The sequence below is a fragment of the Alteromonas sp. 07-89-2 genome (assembly GCF_013113925.1).
Classification (GTDB): Bacteria; Pseudomonadota; Gammaproteobacteria; order Enterobacterales; family Alteromonadaceae; genus Alteromonas; species Alteromonas macleodii.
On the sequence record NZ_VTYM01000016.1, the window covers coordinates 1 to 25,872 of the forward strand.

Genomic DNA, 25,872 nt, shown 5'->3' on the forward strand with positions numbered 1-25,872 from the left:
CTATTTGACGAAAGTTTATATTCATTTATTTTCCGTTTTTGTCTTTATTTTAAATGTATATTTATTCCTTAAACGTAGTGTTCGACGCCTTCCTAGGCGTATCAAATATTGCACGTATTTGTGACAAAATGAATAAAAGTGCTTAATCTAACGGCAGAGAGTACTGAGTTAACAGCAAGGAAATAGATGCAAATAAACGGTGAGTTAGGCAAAAGATCAGTACTACCTATTATGGACTGTTGGGAGCAATAAAATGACTGACAGCCCAATTCCATCGCTATCCGTACGCTCATATACGAAGCAAACGTGCCGCCATAAACACAACTACTTTCAGTTAGTGCTGCCCATCAACGGACATATCTTGATAGAAATCGATAATTTTAGCGGGCGAGTAGGCGTAGGCGAAGGCGTATGCATAGCGCCGAATGAGGTCCATTATTTTAGCGCTAACGAACTGTCAAAATTTATTGTGGCGGACTTGGAGTATGTGCCAGTTAATTTAAATGACAGGTTGCACCCGATATTTCAGGTAACGTCAGCATTACAGGCGTTTTTATCGTTTGTAGAGATTCAAATTAGCCAGTTTGCTGACCAAGGCCATGAAGAAATACTGGCGCTATTTTTAACCTTGCTAGAAACATCCTTGAAAGGATGTGGTATGGATAAGCGAATGACTCCTGTATTAAGCCATATTCATCGCGACCTTGCCCGAGGCTTTACACAGGTGGAGTTAGCACGGATAGCCTGCATGGGAACAACGCAATTCAAAACACGCTTTAAAGAAGCCACCGGGCATAGTTTACGAGATTACCTTGTAAAAGTGAGAATGGAAAAGGCCAAAGCACTACTTAGAAACACCGATACACCAATGTTGGGTATAGCTCAGCTAACAGGGTATGAAGATGTTGCAGCATTCAGTCGGCGGTTCAAAGCGTATTTCGGGCGACCCCCTAAGTTTTTCAAAAGAAAGTGACTGTAATAAGGGCTTACCTCACATGACGGTAAATCGTTGATAGAGACAACTAGTTAATCTCTTCGTCTTTAGGAAGTTTATTGACTCTGGCTTCTATAAAACGTTTGTGGTCGTCCATTTTGGTGCATTCTAAGGTTCCACCAGCAATCCCACTCAATATCGCCAAAGTTTTATTGGTCGTACTGCTACAGTTTACGCGTTTTGAAGGGCGTCGATTTTCATTAGCTTGTATTTGCTGTGTGCTTGGCCCGCTAAGTACAGGACTATTTTTACGCTCTTGAAATGCTTTTGCTGCTTGTTCTGCGTCTTCAGCGACTTTGTCACTGTGATACTTTTCAAAATAGAGGGCTGCGCCATCTTTTACCGACAGATTCAACGAGCCTGCGCGCCGATTTGCGTCTTTTGATAAAGTGGGCGACGGCAGTGTATTAGTCGGCTTACTTTCAACGGGTACCTGCTGTTTATCGGGATCAGCATTTTTCTGCTGCTTGGACGCAGGGCTTTCTACAATTTCATTCTTACTATCAAGTGCTTCAGTCGCTTTGGTTGCGTCAGGCTTCAACTCAATTTCTTGCCTTTTAGGGGAAACATCGATTGGTTTAGTTTCTTGTGGTTTAGCTTGGGCAGGAGGGCGTGGAACGGGGGGATAGTACAGTCTGGCGCTTATCTCCGGCGTTCGCTCCAAAACATTTACTCGTGCTTTTTGGTTGTTGATGCCCATTTGAGAAAGTATGACCACTACGATGACCCCAAACACATGTGCACAGCCCGAAATTAATAGTGGGCGCCACGCCGTTTTCTTTGCAACGGAATGGTGTTCAATGCTGCGCTCAGGCGCAAAGAAAGATGGGGTGATAGTCGTCATAGTAAACAACAGACCATGGGCCCTATCGAATAGTTCCATCCTAATTTCATCGCACTTTTTAGTCCTCTCACCTTACCGCAACCTCTTGCCGCTTCAAAATTGGGCAAATTTTTAACAGTGCACCATTAGTGTGCATTATTTTTGTGCGTTCATGAAGCGTTTGCTTGTATGTGTTTGATTTATTTGGTTAATCATTTGTGGCATGGCTCTTGGTTTATCTTCCCATAATTGGAAACACGACCATAAATCACAGAATAACCAAAACAAACTGGGAGCAACTCATGAAACTAGTCACAGCGATCATCAAGCCGTTCAAGCTAGATGATGTTCGTGAAGCCATTTCAGAAATCGGTATCGACGGTTTGACCGTGACCGAAGTGAAGGGCTTTGGACGTCAAAAAGGACACACTGAACTTTACCGCGGAGCGGAATATCAGGTGGATTTTCTACCTAAAGTCAAACTGGAAATTGCTGTTCAGGATGATCAAGTAGAGCGCCTGGTAGAAGCCATCGTTGGCGCTGCTAAAACAGGCAAAATTGGAGACGGCAAGGTGTTTGTTTACGACCTTGAACACGCCGTTCGTATTCGAACTGGTGAGTCGGATAGCGACGCGCTGTAAGCCACAACGATATATTTGCGGAGAAAACCATAATGGAAATCACTTTTGAACTTGGGTATGCGCTAGATACCTTTTATTTTCTAATCTGCGGTGCACTAGTTATGTGGATGGCTGCAGGTTTTGCGATGCTTGAAGCTGGTCTTGTTCGAGCGAAAAACACCACAGAAATTCTAACTAAAAACGTGGCGCTATTCGCTATCGCTTGCACTATGTACATGATTTGCGGTTACGGCATTATGTACGGTGGCGGCGACTGGGGTCCATTCCTAAGCGGTATCATGGCTGATGGCGCAACAGGTGTCGCTGAAGAGCCAGCAACATATGCACCTTCTGCTGACTTCTTCTTCCAAGTAGTATTTGTTGCAACAGCAATGTCTATCGTATCTGGTGCGGTAGCTGAGCGTATGAAGCTTTGGGCATTCCTAGCGTTCGCAGTTGTTATGACGGGCTTCATCTATCCAATGGAAGGTGCTTGGACATGGGGCGGCGAAGCAGTATTCGGTATGTATACGCTTGGCGACCTTGGTTTCTCTGACTTTGCAGGCTCAGGTATTGTTCACATGGCTGGTGCAGCTGCTGCTCTTGCTGGTGTTCTTGTGCTTGGTGCTCGTAAGGGTAAATACACCGCTGACGGTAAAGTAAACGCGATTCCAGGTGCAAACTTACCGCTTGCAACTTTAGGTACATTTATCCTGTGGATGGGTTGGTTTGGCTTCAACGGCGGTTCAGTACTGGCTACTGCAACTGTTGAAAGTGCAAACTCAGTAGCGATTGTATTTATGAACACAAATGCTGCAGCTGCTGGTGGTGCAATTGCTGCACTTATCGTAGCACGCATTCTATTCGGTAAGGCTGACCTAACTATGGTACTTAACGGTGCGCTAGCCGGTCTTGTAGCTATTACAGCAGAGCCTTCAACACCTACACCACTACAAGCTACGCTGTTCGGCGGCCTTGGTGGTATTTTAGTAGTGCTTAGCATTGTTGCACTAGACAAGCTTAAGATTGACGATCCAGTGGGCGCAATTTCAGTTCACGGCGTGGTTGGTCTTCTAGGTCTTATCCTTGTACCTTTCACTAACGATGGTTCAAGCATCTCTGGTCAGCTAATTGGTGCAGCGACTATCTTTGTATGGGTATTCGTAGTGAGCCTAGTGGTATGGCTAGTAATTAAAGCGGTTATGGGTGTACGTGTGAGCGAAGAAGAAGAATTCGACGGCGTAGACATGAGCGAATGTGGTCTGGAAGCATACCCAGACTTCACAAGCAGCCGTTCGTAAGAGAGTCTCGATTAGGCAAACGAAACAACAATAACAATAATGCCTTATTACTTCGTTTAAGCCCCGCTAATGCGGGGCTTTTTTCGTTTCATGCAATGTGTTTTATGACCATTACTGGGCTTAGGAAAAGAGCCTAGGCGTAATGTGACAATAACGCTACACTATGAATCGATAGACTAACGCTAGATTTATTATCGGCAACGTTTTAGTAAAAGGACGGTTATGATTGCAAGTGTGCGACTTCTACCTTTGATACTGGCTTTCTTTAGTATCAGCTGTTTGGGCTACGACAGAATAACGGGGCATCCCTTTGCAAGTCGCTCAGAAGTTATTGCAAAGAACGGCATGGCAGCAACAAGCCAACCATTAGCTACGCAAGTGGCGTTGGATATTTTAAAACAAGGCGGCAGTGCAGTTGATGCAGCTATTGCAGCCAATGCCATGCTAGGCTTAGTTGAGCCTACAGGCAGCGGTATTGGCGGCGACCTATTTGCCATTGTGTGGGATGCAAAAGAAGAGAAGCTAGTCGGTTTAAACGCTTCTGGCCGTTCGCCCAGACAGTTAACCAAAGCGGTGTTTGCCGAGCGTGGTTTGCATCAAATTCCAAAATTTGGTCCGCTACCCGTTTCCGTCCCTGGCGCTGTAGATGGCTGGTTTGCACTACACGAAAAATTTGGCAAGCTGCCCATGTCTGCGCTGCTTACGCCATCTATCAAATATGCCCGTGAGGGGTTTCCTGTTTCAGAAGTCATTGCCTATTACTGGGAGATGAATCAAGAGCGAATTGGTCACTATGAAGGCTTTGCAGAGACTTTTCTTATCGACGGGAAAGTTCCGCTAAAAGGCGATGTTTTTAAAAACCCTGGCTTAGCCGTGACCTATGAAAAGATTGCAACAGGCGGGCGAGATGCTTTTTATAAGGGCGATATCGCACGCACTATCGATGCTTACATGAAGTCTCAAGGCGGCTTTTTGTCATACCAGGATTTGTCATCACATACCTCGGAGTGGGTAGAGCCCGTCTCTGCTAACTATCGCGGGTATGATGTGTGGGAACTTCCGCCCAACGGACAAGGCATAGCGGCACTACAGATTCTCAATGTGCTTGAGCACTATGATATCGATGGAATGGGGTTTAACTCAGCAGACTACATCCATACCTTTGTGGAAGCCAAGAAGCTCGCCTTTGAAGATCGCGCTAAGTTCTATGCGGATCCAGACTTCAACGATATTCCAGTCGACTGGCTAATTTCGAAAGAGTATGCCGCTAAGCGCCAGAAGCTAATAGATAATGAACGCGCAGCGAATCGCGTTGATGCGGGTATTTATGAAGGAGATACCATTTATCTGACCGTTGCTGATAAAGAGGGCAATATGGTCTCCTTAATTCAAAGTAACTACCGCGGAATGGGCTCAGGCATGACACCTCCAGGGCTAGGTTTTATTCTTCAAAATAGAGGTGAGATGTTCACGCTTGAAGAAGGGCACTTTAATGAATATCGCCCGGGAAAGCGTCCATTTCACACCATTATCCCGGCTTTTGTAACAAGAAACGGTAAGCCAGTAATGAGCTTTGGCGTGATGGGAGGTGGAACTCAGCCTCAAATGCATGCACAAATTATTGTAAACATTCTCGACTTTGGAATGAATTTGCAGGAAGCGGGTGATGCTCCACGCATACTGCACAGTGGGTCGAGTAGCCCAACGGGCGCGTTGATGACTGATGGTGGCTATGTGAGCTTAGAATCAGGGTTCAGTGAAACCGTTCAGCGAGAGCTCATGGAGCGGGGGCATAAGCTTCAACGCGTGGTAGGCGCGTTCGGTGGCTATCAGGCCATCGCTTGGGACGAGCAGAAAGGTGTCTATTTTGGCGCTTCAGAAACGCGAAAAGATGGACAAGCCGCGGGCTATTAAGCACACTAGTGTAAATAATAGGCGGCGGAGTTAATTTGTTCCCCCGTTTGCTGCTTCGCTTTAAAGGGTTTCAAAGTTTGAAGCAGCCGCTACACTTTACGATAAGGTTCGCACAACAAAGCGCGGCGAATGTTCGCCAGCAGCGAGACGTCAGAACAAGGCGTTAATAACAACAAGAGCGGCAATGACACAACCACAAAAAGGCCTCTGCGCTGAGCCAAATTTACATGCACAGTATTTATTACTGAACGTCATTGATGACGATAGCCAAGCCGTACGCGCCAAACTATCTCGCGTGCTGGATATATTCGAGCATTTTGAGAATGAGCACTACGAAGCCATGGTAACCGGCGTTGTCGCTATTGGCACCGGTTACTGGGCTGAGGTATACCCCGGTTTGATACCTGTTGAGCTTGCCCCTTTTCCTGATATGCAGTGTGATGATAGAAGTGCCCCCACCATGCCTTGCGATCTCTTCATTCAAATTCGCGCTGATAGGCTGGATATTTGCCATGCTGTTGGCATTGAAGTGATGGATTTGTTGCGTATTCATGTAGAACTGGTAGAGCAAATAAGAGGGTTTAGGTACTTAGATGGCCGTGACCTCAATGGTTTTCTCTATGGCGCCGATAATCCACGTGGCATGAAACGGAGACAAGTCGGCATTATTGGCGAAGATGACCCTGATTTTAGCGGTGGCAGCTATGTTCACATACAACGCTATCGCCATGATTTAAGGCGCTGGAATAGTCTTTCAAGCCGTCAGCAAGAACAGGTGATGGGCACCACGCAAGAACACAATTTGGTAAGTAGCGAACAGTCTGAATCTTCGCATTGTGTTAGGGCAAGCACTGTTGCGCCCGATGGAGACGAACCAAGGCTAATTAAGCAAGGCATGCCATACGGTGATATGGCCTCTCAAGGCTTATTCTTTGTAAGCTGTAGTGCCAGTGCGCGGCCATTTAAACAGATGCTCCACAGCCAAATATACGGCAACGGTGAAGGCGATTATGACAGATGGCTGGACTTTACCAGTGCTGAAACAGGTGCTGCGTTTTTCGCGCCATCCATTAATTTTATTCGCCAGCAGGCTAAGTTATCTGAGTCCTAAATTTAACCGTCGCTTATGGCCATTGGGATTAGTAAACTAGCGCACCATCCCAATCCTCCTTAAAATCGACGCTTCTGTAAATTCGACAAACATCTATGTGATGATGCGCTAGCGAGTCGTTTGGGCTCATAGCGACAGCGGTCTCAAAAAAAGAAATGGCCTCGTCCCACTGCTTATTTATACGGCATGCGATACCTGCGGCAATCTTGGTCTGAACCGCCAACTTCTTTTCCTGCTCACTCTCTGAAAGGTGGCTTAACACCTCGTATATTTCAATTGGCGCTTTTCGTCCTTTCACTCTTACCCAGTCAAGCAAGCGGGTTTTAATTGGGAAGCCAGACCCTATGGTCTGAAGAACTTGGGCACTGACGATAATATCCGCCTCGTATTTGGGGGTTAAAGCTTCTAAGCGAGAAGCAATGTTTACGCTATCGCCAATGACGGTGGTATCCATCCTATCTTCTGAACCCACCGTACCCATAATAACAGGGCCAAAGTGGATACCTATTCCCATATTAATTGGTTCGTAGTTACTGTTCTTTCTATGGCCGTTATATATTGTCAGCGCTTTGCGTAAGTCGAGCGCAGCATTAACCGCATCCATAGCTTTTTGTTGTGAAGAACCTTCGCGATGATCGAACAGCGCCATAATGGCGTCGCCCATGAACTTATCAATAAAACCGTGGTTTTGATGAATAGGATCGTTCATTCTGGTGAAATAAGAATTAAGAAAGTTCATCAACTCTTGTGGCGTAATACGTTCAGAAAAACCGGTAAAGCCTCTGATATCGCAAAACATAATCGCAACGTCGTTTTCAGCCGCATAGCCAAGACCCAGCGCGTCTACGTCAGAATTCGACATGTGCTCCACAAACTGCTTTGGAATGAATTTTTGAAAGGTTTGTGTAAGCCTTAGGGCCTCATCGGCAGCTGTGTGAAAGTGCGTTTCATCGTCGTTTTTTGCGACAGTGGTGGAGACATGACGCCGACGTTTAAATTGGCTAGCTTTGTATGCAAACCGACGGCTGCGCCTTACGTGCAAAATTGTGATAGCGACACTGTAGAGAAAAAGCGCGCAAATAGCGCCAAACTGCCAATCCATTGATAACACCACACCTATAAACTGCTTTTAAATGAAGGCTAATAATCTAGCCCGCGAGGAATTCAAGCGTTACGTATAAGAGAAGCAATGAAGAAGAGGCACTAACACGCCACGGTGGGCGTATTAGTGCAAAAATTACCAGAAAGGAATTAACTTAAAGCGTTGAGAACACTTTATCTGCTGCAGCAAGGGTTTGCTCAATGACTGCAGCGTCATGCGCTTTAGAAACAAAGCCCGCTTCATAAGATGCAGGTGCTAAGTAAACGCCTTGCTCTAGCATACCGTGATAGAATTTGTTGAATTGCTCGGTATTACAGTTAATTGCTTGCTTGTAGTTCGTGACTTTCTCTACGTCAGTAAAGAATATCCCAAACATACTGCCGGCAATATTAGTAGTTAGACTAATATTGTGTTTGTCAGCAAGGGCTTGGAAACCATCCACTAGCGTTTGCGTATTTTCGAAAATTGAATCGTAAAGTCCAGGCTGCTTTATTTGCGTTAAAGCAGCAAGACCTGCAGCCATTGCTACTGGGTTACCAGAAAGCGTACCCGCTTGGTAAATTGGCCCTGTCGGTGCTATGTGAGTAATAATGTCACGACGGCCACCAAAACAGCCCACTGGCATGCCGCCGCCAATGACTTTACCCAAGCAAGTCAAGTCTGGTTTGATGTTATAACGCTCTTGCGCCCCGCCGCGAGATACGCGGAAGCCTGTCATTACTTCATCAAAAATCAATACGCTGCCATATTGGTCACAAATAGCGCGAAGTCCTTCAAGGAAGCCTTCCACAGGAGGGATGCAGTTCATGTTACCTGCGACAGGTTCAACGATAATGCACGCAATATCATCGCCATGGGCTTCGAAGATTTCTTTTACGCTATCTAGATTGTTGTATTCAACGGTAAGCGTATGCTCAGCAACATTTGCTGGAACACCTGGTGAACTTGGTACACCTAAGGTTAGCGCCCCTGAGCCCGCTTTCACTAGCAGAGAGTCGGCGTGCCCGTGGTAGCAGCCTTCAAACTTAACAATTTTGTTTCTGCTCGTGTAGCCGCGAGCCAGGCGAATAGCTGACATGGTGGCCTCTGTACCAGAGTTCACCATGCGTACCATTTCCATAGATGGGACCAGTTCGCTAACCAACTCAGCCATGATCACTTCAGCTTCGGTAGGTGCACCGAAAGACAGGCCGTTATATGACGCTTCAATAACCGCTTCGCGAATTTGGGCGTTATTGTGACCTAGAACCATAGGGCCCCAAGACTGGATATAGTCAATATATTGCTTACCATCCGCATCCCACATGTAAGCGCCATCAGCTTTCGTGATGAAGCGAGGTGTACCGCCTACCGCTTTAAAAGCGCGAACGGGTGAATTTACGCCACCAGGAATGGTTTTTTGGGCGCGGGTAAATAGGGCTTCAGATTTTTGCATGTAATTACTTACTCTTATTGCTGTACCAAACAACGTCACGCTCGTACTTAGTGAGAAGGTTTTCTACACCCAGAGTAAGCGCAAACAATGCCATTCTGACAAGTACACCATTGTCGGTTTGTCTAAAAATGGCGAGGTTTGGATTGAGGTTTAGATCGTTATCTAATTCGTTGGCTTCCATACGTGAATCTCGTGGAAGTGGATGCATGATAACGGTCTTCGACTGAAAGTGCTTCGTGTAAATCGACTGATTAAGGCGGAACTTACCTCGGTATTTGTTGGCTTCTTCTTGAGAAGGAAAGCGCTCTTCCTGAATGCGTGTTTGATAGCATATGTCCGCATCCATATTCCCTTCAAGGGTATCGGTAATCGTAAGCTGGTGCCCCGCATTTTCGATGGCGTCTATGATGGGCTGAGGCATGGCCAGCTCTTTTGGCGAAATGAGCGTAAAGCGAATGTTTTTAAACAAACATAACAAGCGAGATAAAGAGTGTACTGTTCGGCCGTAGCGCAAATCACCAATCATGGCGATGTGTAAGCCGTCAATGCCGTGGCCATTGTATTCCAGTTCACGTTTAATCGTGAACAAGTCCAACAGTGCTTGGGTTGGGTGTTCGTTTGCACCATCACCACCGTTGATTACAGGTACACGACTACCTTCGGCAAATTCTGCCACTGAACCCGCCGCAGGATGTCGCATTGCAATAATGTCGGAATAGCCGCTCAGCACACGGGCTGTGTCGTACAATGATTCACCTTTAGCCAGCGCAGAGCTCGACATGCCGGTGGTTTCTCTAACTTCACCACCTAAAAGGTTGAATGCAGTACCAAAGCTAACTCGCGTACGGGTACTTGGCTCAAAGAAAAGGTTACCGAGAATGGCGCCATCTAGCACGGTTGTGCGCTTTTGTCGTTTGGCATAGGGTTGCATGGAATTGGCAACTGAGAACACTTTCTCAATGGCCTCGCGATCGAATTGATTAACCGAAAGAATGTGGTTACCGGTAAAGTCAGACATGCGCTTCTCAATCATCAACGAAAACGGCGCTAGTTTATAATACCGCTGGGGTTAAGTCATTAGCGCAACGTTAATCTTGCCTTACGTTTTTCTCAGTTTGGCGTTTTATTGAAAAAGGCTTTCCACAAATCAAAATGCCAGTGTGCATTTGCACAGATGTCGGCTAATTGTGTTGCTGAGTATAGTGGGTAAAGAGTAAAAGGATCTTTTCAGCCGCGCTATTTACGTGGGCTGTGATCGCTTCGTCTTGAAGCGGAGACTGTATGCCGCACAGCATCATGGTGTGATATTCCCCCTTAAGCAGGGCGCAATAGTCAACGGCCAGCTGTTGGGCGATATCACGGCTTAAGCTACCTTCTCCGAACTTCTCTATGACATCACTCAATGTAGATAGGGAAGCTTCGGGGCCAGCCTGATAAAAAAGTGTTGCCACATGAGGGCTATTTACCGCTTCAGCTATAATTACTCGAAAGATAGCAATGGCTTCAGGATCTTGTAATAGTCGCACAAACTGACAGCCAACTTTTCGTAAACATTCTAATAGTGAGAGTGAGCCTGAAGTGGCGTCGATAAGTTGCTGGGTGTCGAGTTGGTATGATCTGCATTTCGATGAGATTGCCGCTTTAAAAAGAGCATCTTTTCCTTCGAAATGAGAATAGACCGTTTGTTTAGACACACCAGAGGCCTTAGCAACAGTGTCCATAGATGTGTTGGCAAATCCCTCTTTTAAGAACAGGCAGGACGCTGCATGCAATATAAGATGGTATTTCTCTTCGCTCTTAGGTCGGCCTTGCTTTCGAGTGGTAGCCACGTTCGTTCTCACTGTATTGACGAATATTTAAATATCAAACTGGACGGTCTAGTATTTATATACTAGCATAGCACAATAAGTATGCAAATATAGCCCAGAGCAAACGCTAAACTGGTTAAAGGAAATGTTATGACTGCTGCAACGACGCCTTCTAAAAGTGGCAAACTCTCACTTATTATCGCTATTGCCGTTTTTACTGCAGCGCTGGTCATTCTTTTGATGACAGCAGGTCTTGGCAATGCGACACAAACGCCAGAGGCAAGAGTTCCCGTTGCAGTGTCCACTGGAACAGTCAAAATTCAATCGGGCTTTGAAACTCCAATCAATGTTTTTGGGCTTATCGAATCCCCACGGGCCACTTCGCTTTCATTCGATATGGCAGGGCAAGTCAATACATTACTTGTTGAAGAGGGCGATGTAGTAAGCAAGGGAGATGTTCTAGCCCGTCAAGATACTCAGCGTCTCAATGCCAGAAAACGTGAGCTTCAAGCCTCACTTGAGCGTGCAAACGCCGACCTTGAGCTTGCTAGAGTAAACAGCGAAAGAACCACGTCGTTGGTTGAGAAAAAGCTAGAATCAGCACAGCGACTAGACGAAACCAGGGCAAGTCTCAATGTCGCTAAGGCGCAAGTTAGTGAAATGCAGGCCGCCCTTGAATCACTGAATGTAGAAATAGAAAAAACGACCCTTATTTCTCCCTTCGATGGCGTAGTCAATCGACGCTTTTTTGATGAAGGCAGTGTAGTTAGCGCTGGAACCCCCGTGTTTGGAATTACGGGCATAGAGAATTATCAGGCTCGTTTCGCGGTACCTGCCGATGTTGTGGATCAGTTTGACCTTAATGAGCCGGTGCTGGTTAGCGTCGGGGATATTGATGTGGCGGGTACTGTTACGCAACGCTTACCTGTTCGCAACGTGCAAACGCGAACCATTGATATTTTAGTGACATTAAATAGTAATGAGCGGGTACGCCCCGGTGACATGGCCATTTTGTCTGGCTTTCGTTCTCACTCTGAGACCGGAAGTTGGCTGCCGGTTAACGCGCTAAGCAACGGCTTGCGCGGTTTGTGGCGCGTATTTGTTTTATCAAACGAGCAAAACGCCACCCTTGAAGCCCGTGTAGTCGAAGTTGTATATACCGACGGAAACAACGCGTTTGTGCGCGGAGCGCTTAAAGATGGAGAGGTTTACGTAAGCGAAGGTACACACAAACTCGCACCTGGCCAAATGGTATCAATCCCCAGTCAACATCAAGCTGGGGCACGCTAATGAAGTCATTTAACTTCGGCTCAGATAAATCTTATCCATGGTATACCTTATTTTACCGACGAGGGCATTTACTCATACTGAGTCTTCTGGTGCTAGTCACAGCAGGGTTGTCAGCATTAGGCTCTCTGCCGCGTATTGAGGACCCGCGAATAGATACGCGAAACGCATTAATCATCACTCAATACCCAGGCGCATCGGCGGAACGGGTAGAGGCTTTGGTTAGTGATGTGCTTGAAGACAGGCTTAGAGAAATATTTGAAATAAAGGAAGTGAAGTCCACGTCGCGTGCTGGTATCTCCATTATCCTTATAGAAACGCAAGACTGGATAAATAATTCAAGTAACGAACAATTATTCAGCGAAATTCGCGATGCCATTGGCGCTGCCGCAGAGTCATTCCCTGAAGGTGCAATGGCGCCAGTTTTCGATGAAAAGCGCGGTGCGACAGCGTTCACATTATTGCTATCTGTGCGAGCAGACCACTTTGAAAATACCCCTATTACACTCACCGCGCGTCTTGCCCAAGAACTTACAGACAGGCTTCGAAACGTTAACGGCACTGAGCTAGTGCGTGTATACGGCGTACCGCAGGAAGAAATTAGCGTCAATATCGACCCTATTAAGCTTGCCGCAACGGGTCTTACTTTACAGCAAGTAAGCAATTTAATAAGCCGCGCCGACCCCAAATTGCCTGCGGGTATGCTTAACTCCCAGCAAAGTAATTTGCGCTTTACAGTGGGAGAGGGCTTAAATGGCGTGAACATGATTGCTTCAATTCCCTTAGTTAACGAGCAAGGTCGCTACTTACGGGTAGAAGACGTCGCTACAGTGGAGCGCAGTTTTACTACCCCTCGCAACGAAGTGGCATTTCTAAATGGTGAAGAGTCTATCTTTGTGGCAGCGCGTATGCAGCCGTCACTGCGTTCTGATGTATGGACAGAAAATGCATTAGCAGTAGTGGAGCAGTTCAATAAAGACTTCAGCGGAACCTTAACCGCTACCGTCGCATTTGAGCAAAACGAATATACCGCTACTCGCCTTGCTGACTTATCGATGAACCTGCTTATGGGGTGCGCCGTGGTCATGATGGTTATTCTACTTTTCATGGGGTTTCGTGCTGCGTGGATTGTGGGCTTGGCACTTCCCTTATGCGCCGCTTTTGCCTTGTTCTCTTTAAGTTTTTACGACGAGCAAATTCACCAAATGTCTATCTTCGGCATGATCATCGCCATTGGTTTACTTATCGATAATGCTATTGTTATTACCGATGAAATTCGCATTAATTTACAAGATCCTAATTTAACGCGAGTAGGTGCTATGGCCAAAAGCGTTTCACATCTATTTGTACCGCTTTTGGCTTCAACGCTTACGACCATTTTAGGCTTTATGCCCATCTTTCTTTTAGACGGAAACATCGGTGACTTTGTTGGCCCGATTGCCATTAGCGTGGTGATGGCGCTTATTGGCTCGCTGTTTATTTCTCTTACTATCATTGCAGCCCTCGCTGCCCGATTTTTGCCAAAGCACGACAATAGTTCGCAACGTGAAATAGCATCGAAGGCGTGGTGGAAAGTGGGATTACAAGCGCCAGAGCTCAGTCTCGCTTTTAAAAAGCAATTGGGTAGATGGGTTAAACAGCCAATTTTGGTATTACCGGTTATTGCCATCCTTTGTTTATCGGGTTTTGTATTGTCGGGCACCTTGGCCAATGTGTTTTTCCCTAGTGCAGATAGAGACCAGTTCGAAGTGTACCTGTGGACCAAAGAAGGGAGCAGTATCGACAACACAACGAGCTATGTTAAAAAAATAGATAGTGCTATTCGCAGTGAGCAAGGCGTGAAACAAGTTAGTTGGTTAGTCGGGGGCTCTGCGCCGTCGGTGTACTACAACCAGATGATGACGCGTGACAACATGCCTTATTTCGCAAATGCTGTGGTGTCGACAGATACAGTGGATGACGCCGTTGCGCTAGTGGGTAAACTACAACAAGAGCTTGATAGCGCGTATCCGGAAGTACAAATTGTAGTGCGAGCCTTTGGGCAGGGTCCGCCTATTGCGGCGCCTGTTGAGGTAGAGATTTTCGGCCCTGATCTGAATGTGTTGAACGACCTAGGCGACAAAGTACGCATGTTAATGTCTGAAGTCGACGGCATTTCTCAGTCTATAACCAGCGTTTCAATGGGAGAACCCGAGCTTAAAATAAACGCGGACAGCGATAACCTGTCTTACTTGGGGCTTACGCTTTCCGAGCTTGCCAATCAAATGCAGATAAACTTTTCAGGTATTACCGGTGGTTCTGTTTTGGAAAGCACAGAAGAAATTCCTGTACGCGTAAGGCTAGACGAGGCGTATAGACAAAATGTAACGGGCGTAGACGCCATGCCAATTCCGGTTGCAGGAGACAATGCTATTTCTTGGTCGCCACTTGCTGCTGTAACAAACTTAACGCTTCAGCCTGCAACCAGCAGTATTACGCGCCTTGATGGCGAAAGGCTAAATCGTATTCAGGCGTTTTTGCTTCCTGGTGTCCCGGCCATTGATGCAAGTAACCATTTGCGAGATCTGCTCGAAAGTCGATTAATTCTTCCCGAAGGATATCGTATTCATTTAGCGGGAGACGCTGATGAACAGCAGCAAGCATTAGGTAAATTAGCGACCTATGCGCCGGTGCTGTTGGTTCTTATGGTAACAACGCTCATTCTGACTTTTACCAGCTTGCGCATGGCGGGTGTAATCGGATTAGTGGCAATACTTTCTGTAGGGCTGGGTATGTTCAGTCTTTGGATATCTGGATTGCCGGTTGGGTTTAATCCGCTGCTAGGTTGTGCTGGCCTTATTGGCGTAGCAATCAACGGATCGATAGTGGTCATTGCCGCTATCAACGCGAACCCCAAAGCAAAGCAGGGAGACACGAAAGCCATTGTTGAAGAAACCATGAGCTGTAGCCGCCATATTTTATCGACTACTTTCACAACGGTAGGTGGATTGATTCCTTTGCTATTGTTCAGTGAAGGTAGCTTTTGGCCGCCGTTGGCCGTGGTGCTGGCTGGTGGAGTAGGATTCTCGGTAATCCTGTCGTTAGTCTTTACGCCAACTATAGTGGCTGCTTTTCAACGATACCGTTATAGAAATCACACATTGGCATAATTTTACGGTTAAACTATCCCTTTTTAACCCACGTATAAATTTGGCTTACTTAGCGTATGCGAAAATCAAATCCTCTTTTGCGTTGGTGGCAAACCGACTGCGTTAAGTGTAAACGCATGAGACTTTATATCGTTTGGGCCGTAATCATGTTGGTGGTGTATTTTTATGTCTGGTACTAGTGTCGAACCAATCTATATCCGAGCTGCCTCGAAAAGTAACGGTATTACTAGCCTAGTGCTGGGCTGTATCGGTTTGTGTGTTGCGGCACTGTGGATAGCCTTTCTTCCCGATTGGCTGTTCTTAGCGGGGATTTTTATCACCAGTGCCGCGTTAGTGTGCTTGCTCGTAGGGTACTTCAAAATTCGTGAGCCCGACTATAGTTTGGAAATTGCCAAAGACTATATTACTTATCGCCACCGTCTGGGCAGTTGGCGTATTCACTGGGACAACCTGCTGCGCGCAGATTGCCCCCGTGTCCGCCATGGGCTGGAGCATATTCCCCTTGAAACCATCGGTTTCAAAATCAAAAGTTACACAGATTTCCTCAATACGATTTCCCCACGGCTTGCAACGCACTTGTTAATGGAGCAGCGGCCATTGCTGATGCAGAACACAGATGAGAATTGCGCCTCTGGAAGCTGTTATGAGCAATCTATGTTTGATGATAAGCAGTACGTTATGGAAGACGGGACCATCATTAAAGGCATTAAGGCTATGCTGGCACATCGTATGGTAGAGCTAAGAAAGCGCCTTGGGTATGATATTTTTATCGCGAGCTCAGAGCTAGATAGGGATGCCAGCGAGTTTGCGGGACTAATCGCTCAGTGCCAGAAAGCTAGGCAGTCTTCTGAAGCCAGCTAAGCCCACCGTAAAAATTAGACTTTATTCGCCTAGCTGCGGCTGTCCTTCAATTTACTCTCATTAAGCACTTTCTTGGCTTCGGCAATAAGGGCTGGTAAGTTTTCCTCGACTAGCTTGTGCTGACCAAGTTTAAGTGAGCTCTCTGTTTCGTTGGCTAAATGCTGCATGCGCGGCAGGCCTGTATAGCAACACGCACCGTGTAGTTTGTGAACTTCGGTCTTAAGCCCATTGTAATCTTGATCGTCCCAAAGCGCCGAAAGTGTCTCGATAGTTTCGGGCAGTAACGCAATAAAACTGTCTAACATTTCTTTTGCTGTATCTTGATTTTGATTCGCTCGTTTAAGTGCTAGCTGCCAGTCGATAGAGGGAAAGACGATTTCACCGGGCTCAACATTGTGGCACCACGAATTGATAAGCGTAATAAGTAGCTCAACCTCAATAGGCTTAGGTAAGTAATCGTCCATGCCAGAGGCAAGCAGTCTTTCTTGCTCTTCTTTAAATGCGTGGGCTGTCACGGCCACTATTGGGGTACCCATATTCAACGGTGATTTACGAATTTCTCGGGTGGCCTGCAGTCCGTCCATGCCTGGCATCTGCACGTCCATGAGAATTAAGTCAAACTCTTGAGTCTGGCATTGATTGACGGCGTCTTGTCCACTAATCGTTGTGGTTAGCTCGACAGGAGAATGATCGAGCCACGTATGCAGCAGTTTAAGATTCATTTCCATGTCATCAACGGCAAGAATTTTAGCTTTTGGTAGCGTGCCTATTTTCTCTTGCATCGCATTTTTAGCTGGCGTTGTATGGTGGTGCACCAGGCTATCTAACTTGGTAAGCGTCATCGGCATACGCGCTTGTGAATGGAAATGTTGCGACAGGCTTGGGTATTGCGCAAAAGGTTCAGGGCCGGAATACCAAAGGATGCGCTTTTGCGCAGGGAATTGTACAAAACGACTTAAATAGGTATCCCGCAATCCCATCTTACTTACCGGCACAGTTGCCATGAAAAAGTCGTACTGGCCTTTAAGTGACATCAAATAATCCAGCGATTCAACAGAGGTAACCTGCGCACCCAAAATCGATAACATGCTTGCACTTGAGCGACGTGTTGCAGGTACCGGGTCGAAAATAACCACGTTCTTACCTTTCCAGTCTTCACTACTAGTTAGCGCATATTTCTGGCTTAACTGGTTCATACGTAGTGAGACGTTAAACGTAGAGCCTTGGCCTAATACGCTTTTTAGTGTTAGATCACCGTTCATTAAGCGAACCAGCTCTCGACTGATCACTAGACCTAATCCAGTGCCTTGGTAATTACGGTTAAGGGCGTCGTCTACTTGCGAGAAGGCGTTAAATAGCTTTTTTCTGTCCTGTCGGCTTATTCCGATACCTGTGTCTTCAACGGTAATATTTACTTCGTGAATACCATGAGGAAGCGAGCGTCCGCTCACCGAAAACGTAATGGTACCGCTGGACGTGAATTTAAGTGCATTACTTAACAAGTTATTGAGCACTTGCTTAATACGAAACACATCGCCAATGAGCTTTTCAGGGAGCGGGTGCAAATCAAATACAAATTCGATGCGCTTGCTGTGGGAAGATTTAGCCATGATAGTGACCATTTCTTCGAGCAGCTTATTGGGCGAGAAAGGCTGATTATTAATTTGCAGTTTACCGGCCTCAATCTTAGAAAAGTCGAGGATATCGTTAACGATTGTAAGCAGGTTGTCCGCGGCCGTGTTTACAATTCTGACTTGCTCTTGCTGGTCAGTGGGCAGCGACGCATTGTTCAACTCTTTGCTGAACCCCAAGATGGCATTAAGAGGTGTGCGAATTTCATGGCTCATGTTGGCCAGAAATTGAGATTTAACGTTACTGGCTTTTATCGCATCTTTGCGCGCGATATCTAAACGGGCATTCTGCTCTTCAATGAGCTCCATATTGTTGCGCAAATCATTTGTTGCTTGCTCAACTTCGCTTTCCAGCTGGCCTCTGCTTTTCTCCATTAATGCAAAGGAAAAGAGCCCTGCTTCTAAGAAAACACCCACCTGAAAACAATACGTGGTGAAGTCATTGGAAGGCAAAATACCAATAAGGCTTAACATGCCAATAATCGCACCGGTGGCGAGCATACTCCATGCAAAAATGAAGTAGCGAGCAGGCCTAAATTTATTGAAAAATGCTTCGAATCCAGCGTAGATATAACTTAGTATCGCCACAAGACCCACGCCGTATACTAGGTTGTTCTTCCAAATAGAAGGAAGCAGATCGACGAAGCACACCAGCCCTGTTAACGCTTGGCAAACCAACAATAAGTTAATGACAGGATGTGCCGTGGGAGAGTGCTTTTCCGTTTCCAAAAACGTCTTGGTAAAAAAGCCTGAGCTTATACCAATAATTACGAATATCAGCTCGGAATGCCCAACCAGCCAAGAGGGGATCCCCTGACTAAACAGCAAGTGCGTATGGCCGCCCCACACAAACTGCCACAAAATAACCGCAGCGATATAGCCAACATAGGCAATCAGACTTTTTTCCCGCACGCCAAAAAATAGAGCAAGGTTATAAATAGCGAGAATAAGCAATCCGCCGTAGAAAAAGCCCCAGAGCAAGCTGTCCATTTGGAAGTAGCTGCTGTGTAGCGGTTCGGCTTGAATTCGAAGTGGTGCAATTAGGCTAGATGAGCGACTTTCAATGCGTATGTAAAGGTCGACAGGATCGCTATCAGTCAGCTCAACACGAAAGGTTGGAACACGAAAACGCTGCTCTTTTTGAGCTTTCCCCTGATGGCTTTGCTTTATTACCTTGCCGTTTTGCACCAAATAAAAATCAACACTGTCGAGTTGGCTGAAGTTTATTGAAAACACCCAGTGTTTATCATTTGAAACATTGGCAACAGAAGTGAGTAGCCACATGCCATTATTACGAAACCCAAAGTTAGGGTTGTCATGGGGATGCATAAGGAAGTCATTGCGTCTTCGTGATACATCGCTGATAGTAAGCTGATAATCGGTTTCAAATAAAAAATACAGAGAGTCTGATAAATCTAGCGTACTTTCTTCATCGAAGAGCTGCTCGATATGCTGCGCGCTGGCATTCGAAGGCAGGTAACTGCCTACAACAAGAAATAAAAAAAAGAACACGCGAAAGATAGCCATGATTATCTGTACTTACGTTACCGTTTGATTAGGGGCTTTATTATTTTTTAGTTTTATTCGTAAGAGTGAAAATTGAACGGCAAATTTCACCCAATGCTATTTAACCACTCTCTTTGAAGAATAACAAAACAAACCCTCACCTCATACAATGAGTAAGACCCAAAAGTCGCGACAATTGGTTTCAAGGATTGCACACAAATGCGGTTTACCCCACAATAGCCTTTAACGCTCGCGAGCTTTCACTAAGTGGTGCGCTAAATTGTCCACAATCGACAGCCTAACTAGCACGAGCGCATTGGTATTAATAACAAAACGAAAAAACTATCATGAGTGACGAGATCATCATTAATCGCGATGGGGTAGAGCAACTTCCTCTTCGACGTTTCACCGAAGACGCTTATCTAAACTATTCCATGTACGTCATCATGGACCGTGCACTTCCACATATTTCGGATGGCTTAAAGCCTGTTCAGCGACGCATCATTTATGCGATGTCAGACCTAGGCTTAAGTGCAAACGCCAAATATAAAAAATCGGCGAGAACCGTAGGTGATGTGCTGGGTAAGTTTCACCCTCACGGCGATTCTGCCTGTTATGAGGCGATGGTGCTCATGGCTCAGCCTTTCTCTTATCGCTACCCTTTAGTAGATGGTCAAGGTAACTGGGGGGCGCCGGATGATCCGAAATCGTTTGCTGCCATGCGTTATACGGAAGCTAAGCTCTCGCGCTTCTCTGAGGTGCTGCTGAATGAACTTGGACAAGGTACGGTAGATTGGGTACCTAATTTTGACGGTACGCTAAACGAGCCTAGCGTGCTTCCAGCTCGCTTGCCACATATCCTATTAAATGGCGTGACAGGGATTGCCGTTGGCATGGCGACGGATATTCCTCCTCACAACGTGAGAGAGTTGGCCAACGCGTGTGCCATGTTGTTAGACAACAGCAAAGCCGAGCTTAGCGATGTGCTAGAACACGTTAATGGACCTGACTACCCCACCGAAGCCGAAATTATTACGCCAAAGGCTGATATTCAAAAGCTGTACGAGACTGGGCGTGGTTCTATAAAAATGCGCGCGGTGTACATGGAAGAAAACGGTGATGTTGTTATTACCGCTCTACCTCACCAAGCGTCTGGTGCCAAGATACTAGAGCAAATTGCCGCGCAAATGCAGGCGAAAAAGTTACCTATGGTAAGCGATCTCCGAGACGAATCGGATCATGAAAATCCAACCCGTTTGGTGATTACGCCTCGCTCAAATCGCATTGATGTAACTCAGCTGATGCAGCATTTATTTGCAACTACCGACCTAGAGAAAAACTACCGGGTCAACTTGAACATGATTGGCCTAGACGGTCGCCCTCAGGTGAAAGACTTACGTACGATTTTGTCTGAATGGCTGCAGTACCGAAAAGATACCGTGACGCGCCGCTTGCAGTACCGTTTAGATAAAGTGTTAGCGCGTTTGCATATTTTAGAAGGTTTGTTAATTGCGTTTTTGAATATCGATGAAGTTATCGAAATTATTCGCACGTACGACAAACCAAAACCAGAATTAATGGCGCGATTCGGTTTAAGTGACACACAGGCGGAAGCAATTCTGGAATTGAAGCTTCGCCACTTAGCCAAGTTAGAAGAAATGAAGATTAAAGGCGAGCAAGATGAACTTGCAGAAGAGCGCGACAAGCTCCAGCAGCTTCTAGGCTCAGATCGCCGCCTTAAAACCCTCATTAAGAAAGAAATCCTTGCAGACGCTGAAAAGTACGGTGACGACAGACGCTCACCTATTGTTGAGCGTGGTGAAGCTAAAGCGCTGTCTGAAAAAGAGCTGGTACCTGCTGAGTCTGTAACTGTTGTACTGTCAGAAAAAGGCTGGGCACGCTGTGCAAAAGGTCATGATATCGATGCGGAAGGTTTAAGCTACAAAGCTGGTGATGCCTATTTATCCAGCGCCGAAGGCAAGAGCAATCAGCCTGCCGTGTTTATGGACAGTTCAGGTCGTACTTTCTCTTGTGACGCTCACGGGTTGCCGTCTGCACGAAGTCAGGGGGAACCGCTAACAGGCCGCTTCAGCATAGTGGGTGGCGAGTCATTCCAACACGTCATTATGGCGCAAGACGAAAGCAAATTCTTAGTAGGTTCTGATGCAGGTTACGGCTTCGTCGGCACATTTAAAGATATGGTGAGTAAGAACAAGGCGGGTAAAGCCTACTTATCATTGCCTACTGCGGCGAAAGTCATGAAACCAACACCGGTTACAAATCCAGACTCAGATTGGTGCCTAAGTATTTCTAATGAAGGTCGCATGCTCATGTTCCCACTACGCGACTTACCAAGTTTAGGTAAAGGGAAGGGGAACAAGCTTATCAATATTCCTTCTGCAAAATCGCAATCTCGAGAAGAGTACGTGAAGGTGCTTGCTGTTGTACCTGATGGTGCCGCAATTAAAGTGGGAGCCGGTAAGCGCAACATGACACTGACGGCGGACGACCTTACCCACTATCAGGGAGAAAGAGGCCGAAGAGGGAATAAATTACCGCGAGGACTACAGCGGGTTGATACGGTTGAAGTTGTCTTACCCAGCAAGGACGAAACATCTGAAGATTTGTCATAAAGTTTAAGTTGTTCTTATGCTTAGGTGAACTACACTCAAAAAGGGATTAGATGAGGAATTTACATGCTAGGCATAGTTTTTACATCGTTAATCGATATGCTCGAGGAGAAAGTCTCTCCTGAGTTTGCTGACGATGTCATCATGGAAGCTGGGTTAGAAAACGACGGTGCTTATACCGCAGTGGGCTATTACCCGTTTGAACAAATGCAACGCCTGTTAGGTGTGCTGGTGGAGAAAACGGGTAAGTCAGCTAACGAGCTACTTTACGATTTTGGCTATTACTTATTTGGTAAGTTAGGTGCAGTGCATGGCGACGTGCTGGCCAATACAGAAGGCATGTTGGATATGCTGGAGCACTTGGACGGCGACATTCATGTTCAGGTTAAGAAGCTCTACCCAGACGCCGACCTACCCCGATTTACCGTGATATCCAGAACCGATAATACCATGCGCTTACAGTATTATTCTGAAAGAGAACTATATCCTTTAGCAGAAGGCTTGATGGACGCAGCCGCAGCTCACTATAACTGCACTCTGGAAAGGGAAACCCATCAAATAGATACGCCTCATACCTACGAATTTAGTATATCTCTTGTTTAACGGAGGCATGTTATGTCAGATGGGACACCGCATAGCACGCCTTCTGGCAGCGAACACTCGGGGTTACTAGAAAGGCGCTTGAGGCGAGAGCGAAATGCTAGAGAGCAAGCAGAAAAATTACTTAGTGAAAAAACGCAAAGCCTGTACGAAGCATTACAACAAAGTAAAACTATTCAAAAGAATCTAGAACTAGCACTCTGGGCCTCTCAGGAATCGTTTTGGAGCTGGGAGGCCCAGAGTGATGTAATGGAAATACGTTCTTTTTCACTCAACTCAGAGCAGTCGTCTACATGGTCTGGAACACTTATCCAACTATTGCAGCGCGTACATGAAGATGACTTAGATGGCTTACAATTTCATTGGAGCATGGCGCTACACGGCAATCGTGATCGGATAGAATTTTCCTTTCGCTTAAAGCTCTACAGAGATTTCCAGTGGGTACGGCTGCGTGGGCGCGTGCTGAAGCGTGGAAAAGCGGGTGAAGCGCTTCATATTGTTGGCACCACAAAAGACATTACTCAACAGCGAAAAGCCGAACAATCGTTTCACTTGATGGCCTCTGCTTTTGCGAGCTCACGTGAGCCCATGTTAGTACTATCACCTGATCTTGTTATCACAGAGTGTAACGATGCATATATTCAGCTAATTGCCGCACCTGTTAAGGAGCAATGTATTGGTTTGGATTTCAACCAAATTTTTATTGCTGAGAAAGTTGATAAAGTGCAATTGGCGCTTGATAAACAAGTTCGTTTCGAGTCGAAAGTGAAGGCGCAAAACGGCGAAATTAAGGTTGTCGATATATCGGTGGCTTTGTTTGAGACCTACCAGCAGACGTCGTCTTATTTGATTGCCACAATGCGTGACATCAGCGATAGAAAACGAAACGAAGCCAAGCTGCGTCAACTGGCATTGCACGATGAGTTAACCGGCCTTTCCAATCGCAATTCGTTGCGTGAGTCCATCTCCGGGTTAGTACAAAAAGAACAGCACTTTATTTTGGTCTTTATTGATCTGGACGGGTTCAAAGCAATTAACGATAACGCAGGGCATGAAAGAGGGGATATTGAGCTTCAGCGCGTAGGAGCGCTCCTTACTGCCATATTCGGCCCGATAGGGGAAGTCGGCAGGTGGGGTGGTGATGAGTTTATTGCCGTATTGCCTAATCAGAATGTTAAGGAAATTGCTGAACGCTCTGAGCGGCTTATCAACCAGATAGAAGAAGACGCCATAACCGTTAAAAGGACCGAGCTAAGGCTGTCTGCCAGTATAGGTATTGCACAATTTCCAGAGCATAGTAGCAGCATCGAAAGCCTAGTGCAGTGTGCCGACGCCGCAATGTACCGTGCAAAAGAGCTGGGTAAAGGGCAGGCGTTTATTTACGAGTCAGGTCTCTATGAGAGCATGACCCAGCAGGTCAGTATGGTGAATGACTTGCGCAGAACGGTAGAGAATCATCTTCTCGATTTCTATATTCAGGGTAAATATGATTTAAACGGCGAGTTAAAGGGCGGTGAAGTACTGTGTCGCTGGATTTCAGGCTTGCACGGTGTTGTATCGCCGGCAGTGTTTATTCCCATAGCAGAAGAGCACAAGCTAGACAGTGCAATAGGCCTTCAAGCACTCGAAGCGGCATGTGATTACATTTCAATAATGGAGTCGCAGCAGGGTGATGCCATTCCTTTGTCTGTGAATATAAGCGCTAATCAGATGCTTGACCCAGAGTTTCCAAATCAGGCAATGTCTATCTGTATGGATAATGATGTGTCTCCCGAATTTATTGAGCTAGAGCTCACTGAGTCGGTCTTTATTCGCGATGAAAAATCAGCACTTAGAGCGTTAAACACGCTGAGAGATCATGGGTTTAGACTGTCTCTGGATGATTTTGGCAGTGGTTTTTCATCTCTTAGCTACTTGCGAAGTTTCCAGTTTGAAGTGGTTAAGGTGGATAAAAGCTTAATTCAGGGTATTCACCAAGATAGCAAAGCCAATGCGCTATTTAATGGTTTGATAGCCATGTTAAAGAGTTTGCAAATAGATGTGGTGGCTGAAGGAGTAGAGTTGGAGTCTTATTTGCCTTTCATGGAGCAGGGCGACATTCAGCTAATGCAGGGGTTTTACTTTGATAAACCAATGCCTTACGATCAGTTCTTGGCAAGGCATACTACTGAGCCTAATCGGTAATGTCTTCAGCTAAGCTTAAACAAAAAAAGCCCTGTCGGGCTTTTTTTTAATGACTAAGCAAGCTCGTTACTTAGCATTGGTGCTTTCAAAGATTTTATCTGCCGATGCAGCAACAAAGCCTTTGTAAAGCTTGCCATCTGGCATCTCATAACGCTGTGCAAATTCGTAAAAGCAGCTCGGAATGGCCACAGTCTCATCGCTAAATGCTACGTCAGCACGGTCCGCCATGGTTGAGGATTGCGCTAAAAATACGTCTGGACCACCTTTAATCTCACCGCCCGAGGTGTTTAGCACGAAGCCCGCTTCTTTCAGCAATGTGTTTACGTCGGTAAGCTCGTCAGTACGGGTTAAGTGATTGACACTTACCGTAAAGTGGTTAGCACGGAAGCCCCATGCCGCCATCCACGCCGCGTATTCTGATTCGCTAAGCAGTGTGTCGTATTCTGCTTTAGTAACGTCCCAATGCTTACCCGAGTACAAGAAGTTATCTGCATCCACTACAGACTCAGGCATTTGATCAACCATCTTCTTGATAATTGCTTGAGCAGTTTCAGAAAGCTCGTTTACACGAAGCTCACTAATAAACACTTTTGGCTTAGTATCGTCAGGGTGCTCGAAATGCTTTGCAGTAAGCTTTTTCGCTTCGAAGTCATAGTCGCCTTTAGCTTCATAACCCAATGCTAAGAAGTGTGCAGCAAGCTTGTCTAAGCGGGTTTTATCAAGAGCAAAAGTTCGAAAAGCTACATGGTCGTTAACGATGTCGTTCGTGTTTTCTTCACCCGCCAACAGTGCATGAATTTTATGCGCTGAGGGAGTGATGGTAACGTAATCGTCCCACATGTTGCTAAACAACGTATCGATGTTGCTATGCATGGTGGTAGGGTCCTTTCTGTCGTTGACTATTTTTAAACGAATA

Annotated in this window: 18 protein-coding genes; 11 read left to right on the forward strand and 7 right to left on the reverse strand. The window is 46.1% G+C overall.

The features are described from left to right. Positions 1-253 precede the first annotated feature (253 nt). Positions 254-973, forward strand: coding sequence for an AraC family transcriptional regulator (locus tag F0261_RS11610; protein WP_014978100.1), 720 nt, complete (start codon positions 254-256; stop codon positions 971-973). A 49-nt stretch (positions 974-1,022) separates the two neighbouring features. Here the strand turns inward: F0261_RS11610 and F0261_RS11615 are convergent, their stop codons facing one another. Further along, the gene (locus tag F0261_RS11615; protein WP_014978101.1) at positions 1,023-1,877 is read right to left on the reverse strand and encodes a hypothetical protein; all 855 of its coding nucleotides are present in this window, start codon (positions 1,875-1,877) and stop codon (positions 1,023-1,025) included. A 242-nt stretch (positions 1,878-2,119) separates the two neighbouring features. Here F0261_RS11615 and glnK point away from each other — a divergent pair, with 242 nt between their 5' ends. The 4 genes from glnK to F0261_RS11635 all read left to right on the forward strand — a co-directional run bounded on the left by glnK (position 2,120) and on the right by F0261_RS11635 (position 6,763). After that, complete coding sequence (gene glnK / locus F0261_RS11620) at positions 2,120-2,458, forward strand: P-II family nitrogen regulator (RefSeq protein WP_012516988.1); 339 nt, start codon at positions 2,120-2,122, stop codon at positions 2,456-2,458. 32 nt (positions 2,459-2,490) lie between these two features. Further along, positions 2,491-3,738, forward strand: a complete 1,248-nt coding sequence (locus F0261_RS11625) for an ammonium transporter (RefSeq protein ID WP_014948004.1) — start codon at positions 2,491-2,493, stop codon at positions 3,736-3,738. A gap of 222 nt (positions 3,739-3,960) precedes the next feature. Then, a complete protein-coding gene (ggt, locus tag F0261_RS11630; RefSeq protein WP_014978102.1) occupies positions 3,961-5,652 on the forward strand; it encodes a gamma-glutamyltransferase in 1,692 nt (563 codons plus the stop codon). Between the two features lie 184 nt (positions 5,653-5,836). Then, entirely contained in the window at positions 5,837-6,763 is a 927-nt protein-coding gene (locus F0261_RS11635; protein WP_014948006.1) for a Dyp-type peroxidase, read from the forward strand. 28 nt (positions 6,764-6,791) lie between these two features. On the opposite strand, the gene F0261_RS11640 is transcribed toward F0261_RS11635, so the two are convergent. The 4 genes from F0261_RS11640 to F0261_RS11655 form a co-directional block, all read right to left on the reverse strand. Further along, the gene (locus tag F0261_RS11640; protein ID WP_171338036.1) at positions 6,792-7,865 is read right to left on the reverse strand and encodes an adenylate/guanylate cyclase domain-containing protein; all 1,074 of its coding nucleotides are present in this window, start codon (positions 7,863-7,865) and stop codon (positions 6,792-6,794) included. 154 nt (positions 7,866-8,019) lie between these two features. Next, positions 8,020-9,300: a glutamate-1-semialdehyde 2,1-aminomutase gene (gene hemL, locus F0261_RS11645; RefSeq protein ID WP_014948008.1), complete on the reverse strand. Its 1,281-nt coding sequence runs from the start codon at positions 9,298-9,300 to the stop codon at positions 8,020-8,022. A 4-nt stretch (positions 9,301-9,304) separates the two neighbouring features. Continuing rightward, a complete protein-coding gene (locus F0261_RS11650; RefSeq protein ID WP_014948009.1) occupies positions 9,305-10,318 on the reverse strand; it encodes an aspartate carbamoyltransferase in 1,014 nt (337 codons plus the stop codon). A 163-nt stretch (positions 10,319-10,481) separates the two neighbouring features. Continuing rightward, positions 10,482-11,129, reverse strand: coding sequence for a TetR/AcrR family transcriptional regulator (locus F0261_RS11655; protein WP_014975467.1), 648 nt, complete (start codon positions 11,127-11,129; stop codon positions 10,482-10,484). Positions 11,130-11,258: 129 nt separating this feature from the next. Between F0261_RS11655 and F0261_RS11660 the strand changes: the two genes are divergently transcribed. The 3 genes from F0261_RS11660 to F0261_RS11670 all read left to right on the forward strand — a co-directional run bounded on the left by F0261_RS11660 (position 11,259) and on the right by F0261_RS11670 (position 16,405). Next, positions 11,259-12,398: an efflux RND transporter periplasmic adaptor subunit gene (locus F0261_RS11660; RefSeq protein WP_014978105.1), complete on the forward strand. Its 1,140-nt coding sequence runs from the start codon at positions 11,259-11,261 to the stop codon at positions 12,396-12,398. After that, complete coding sequence (locus F0261_RS11665; protein WP_014978106.1) at positions 12,398-15,544, forward strand: efflux RND transporter permease subunit; 3,147 nt, start codon at positions 12,398-12,400, stop codon at positions 15,542-15,544. Before F0261_RS11660 ends, F0261_RS11665 begins: the two co-directional genes overlap by 1 nt. A gap of 165 nt (positions 15,545-15,709) precedes the next feature. Next, complete coding sequence (locus F0261_RS11670; protein ID WP_171338037.1) at positions 15,710-16,405, forward strand: DUF2982 domain-containing protein; 696 nt, start codon at positions 15,710-15,712, stop codon at positions 16,403-16,405. A gap of 29 nt (positions 16,406-16,434) precedes the next feature. On the opposite strand, the gene F0261_RS11675 is transcribed toward F0261_RS11670, so the two are convergent. Beyond that, positions 16,435-19,563: a hybrid sensor histidine kinase/response regulator gene (locus F0261_RS11675; protein WP_171338038.1), complete on the reverse strand. Its 3,129-nt coding sequence runs from the start codon at positions 19,561-19,563 to the stop codon at positions 16,435-16,437. Positions 19,564-19,889: 326 nt separating this feature from the next. On the opposite strand from F0261_RS11675, the gene parC reads away from it, so the two are divergent. The 3 genes from parC to F0261_RS11690 all read left to right on the forward strand — a co-directional run bounded on the left by parC (position 19,890) and on the right by F0261_RS11690 (position 24,956). Further along, on the forward strand, positions 19,890-22,175 hold the full coding sequence (gene parC / locus F0261_RS11680) for a DNA topoisomerase IV subunit A (RefSeq protein WP_014978108.1): 2,286 nt from the start codon (positions 19,890-19,892) through the stop codon (positions 22,173-22,175). Positions 22,176-22,238: 63 nt separating this feature from the next. Continuing rightward, positions 22,239-22,775, forward strand: coding sequence for a heme NO-binding domain-containing protein (locus tag F0261_RS11685; protein ID WP_014978109.1), 537 nt, complete (start codon positions 22,239-22,241; stop codon positions 22,773-22,775). 12 nt (positions 22,776-22,787) lie between these two features. After that, positions 22,788-24,956 carry a bifunctional diguanylate cyclase/phosphodiesterase gene (locus tag F0261_RS11690; protein WP_171338039.1) on the forward strand — a complete coding sequence of 723 codons (2,169 nt, stop codon included), beginning with the start codon at positions 22,788-22,790 and terminating at the stop codon, positions 24,954-24,956. A gap of 66 nt (positions 24,957-25,022) precedes the next feature. On the opposite strand, the gene F0261_RS11695 is transcribed toward F0261_RS11690, so the two are convergent. Further along, positions 25,023-25,829 carry a DUF1338 domain-containing protein gene (locus F0261_RS11695; RefSeq protein WP_014948018.1) on the reverse strand — a complete coding sequence of 269 codons (807 nt, stop codon included), beginning with the start codon at positions 25,827-25,829 and terminating at the stop codon, positions 25,023-25,025. Positions 25,830-25,872: the final 43 nt, after the last annotated feature.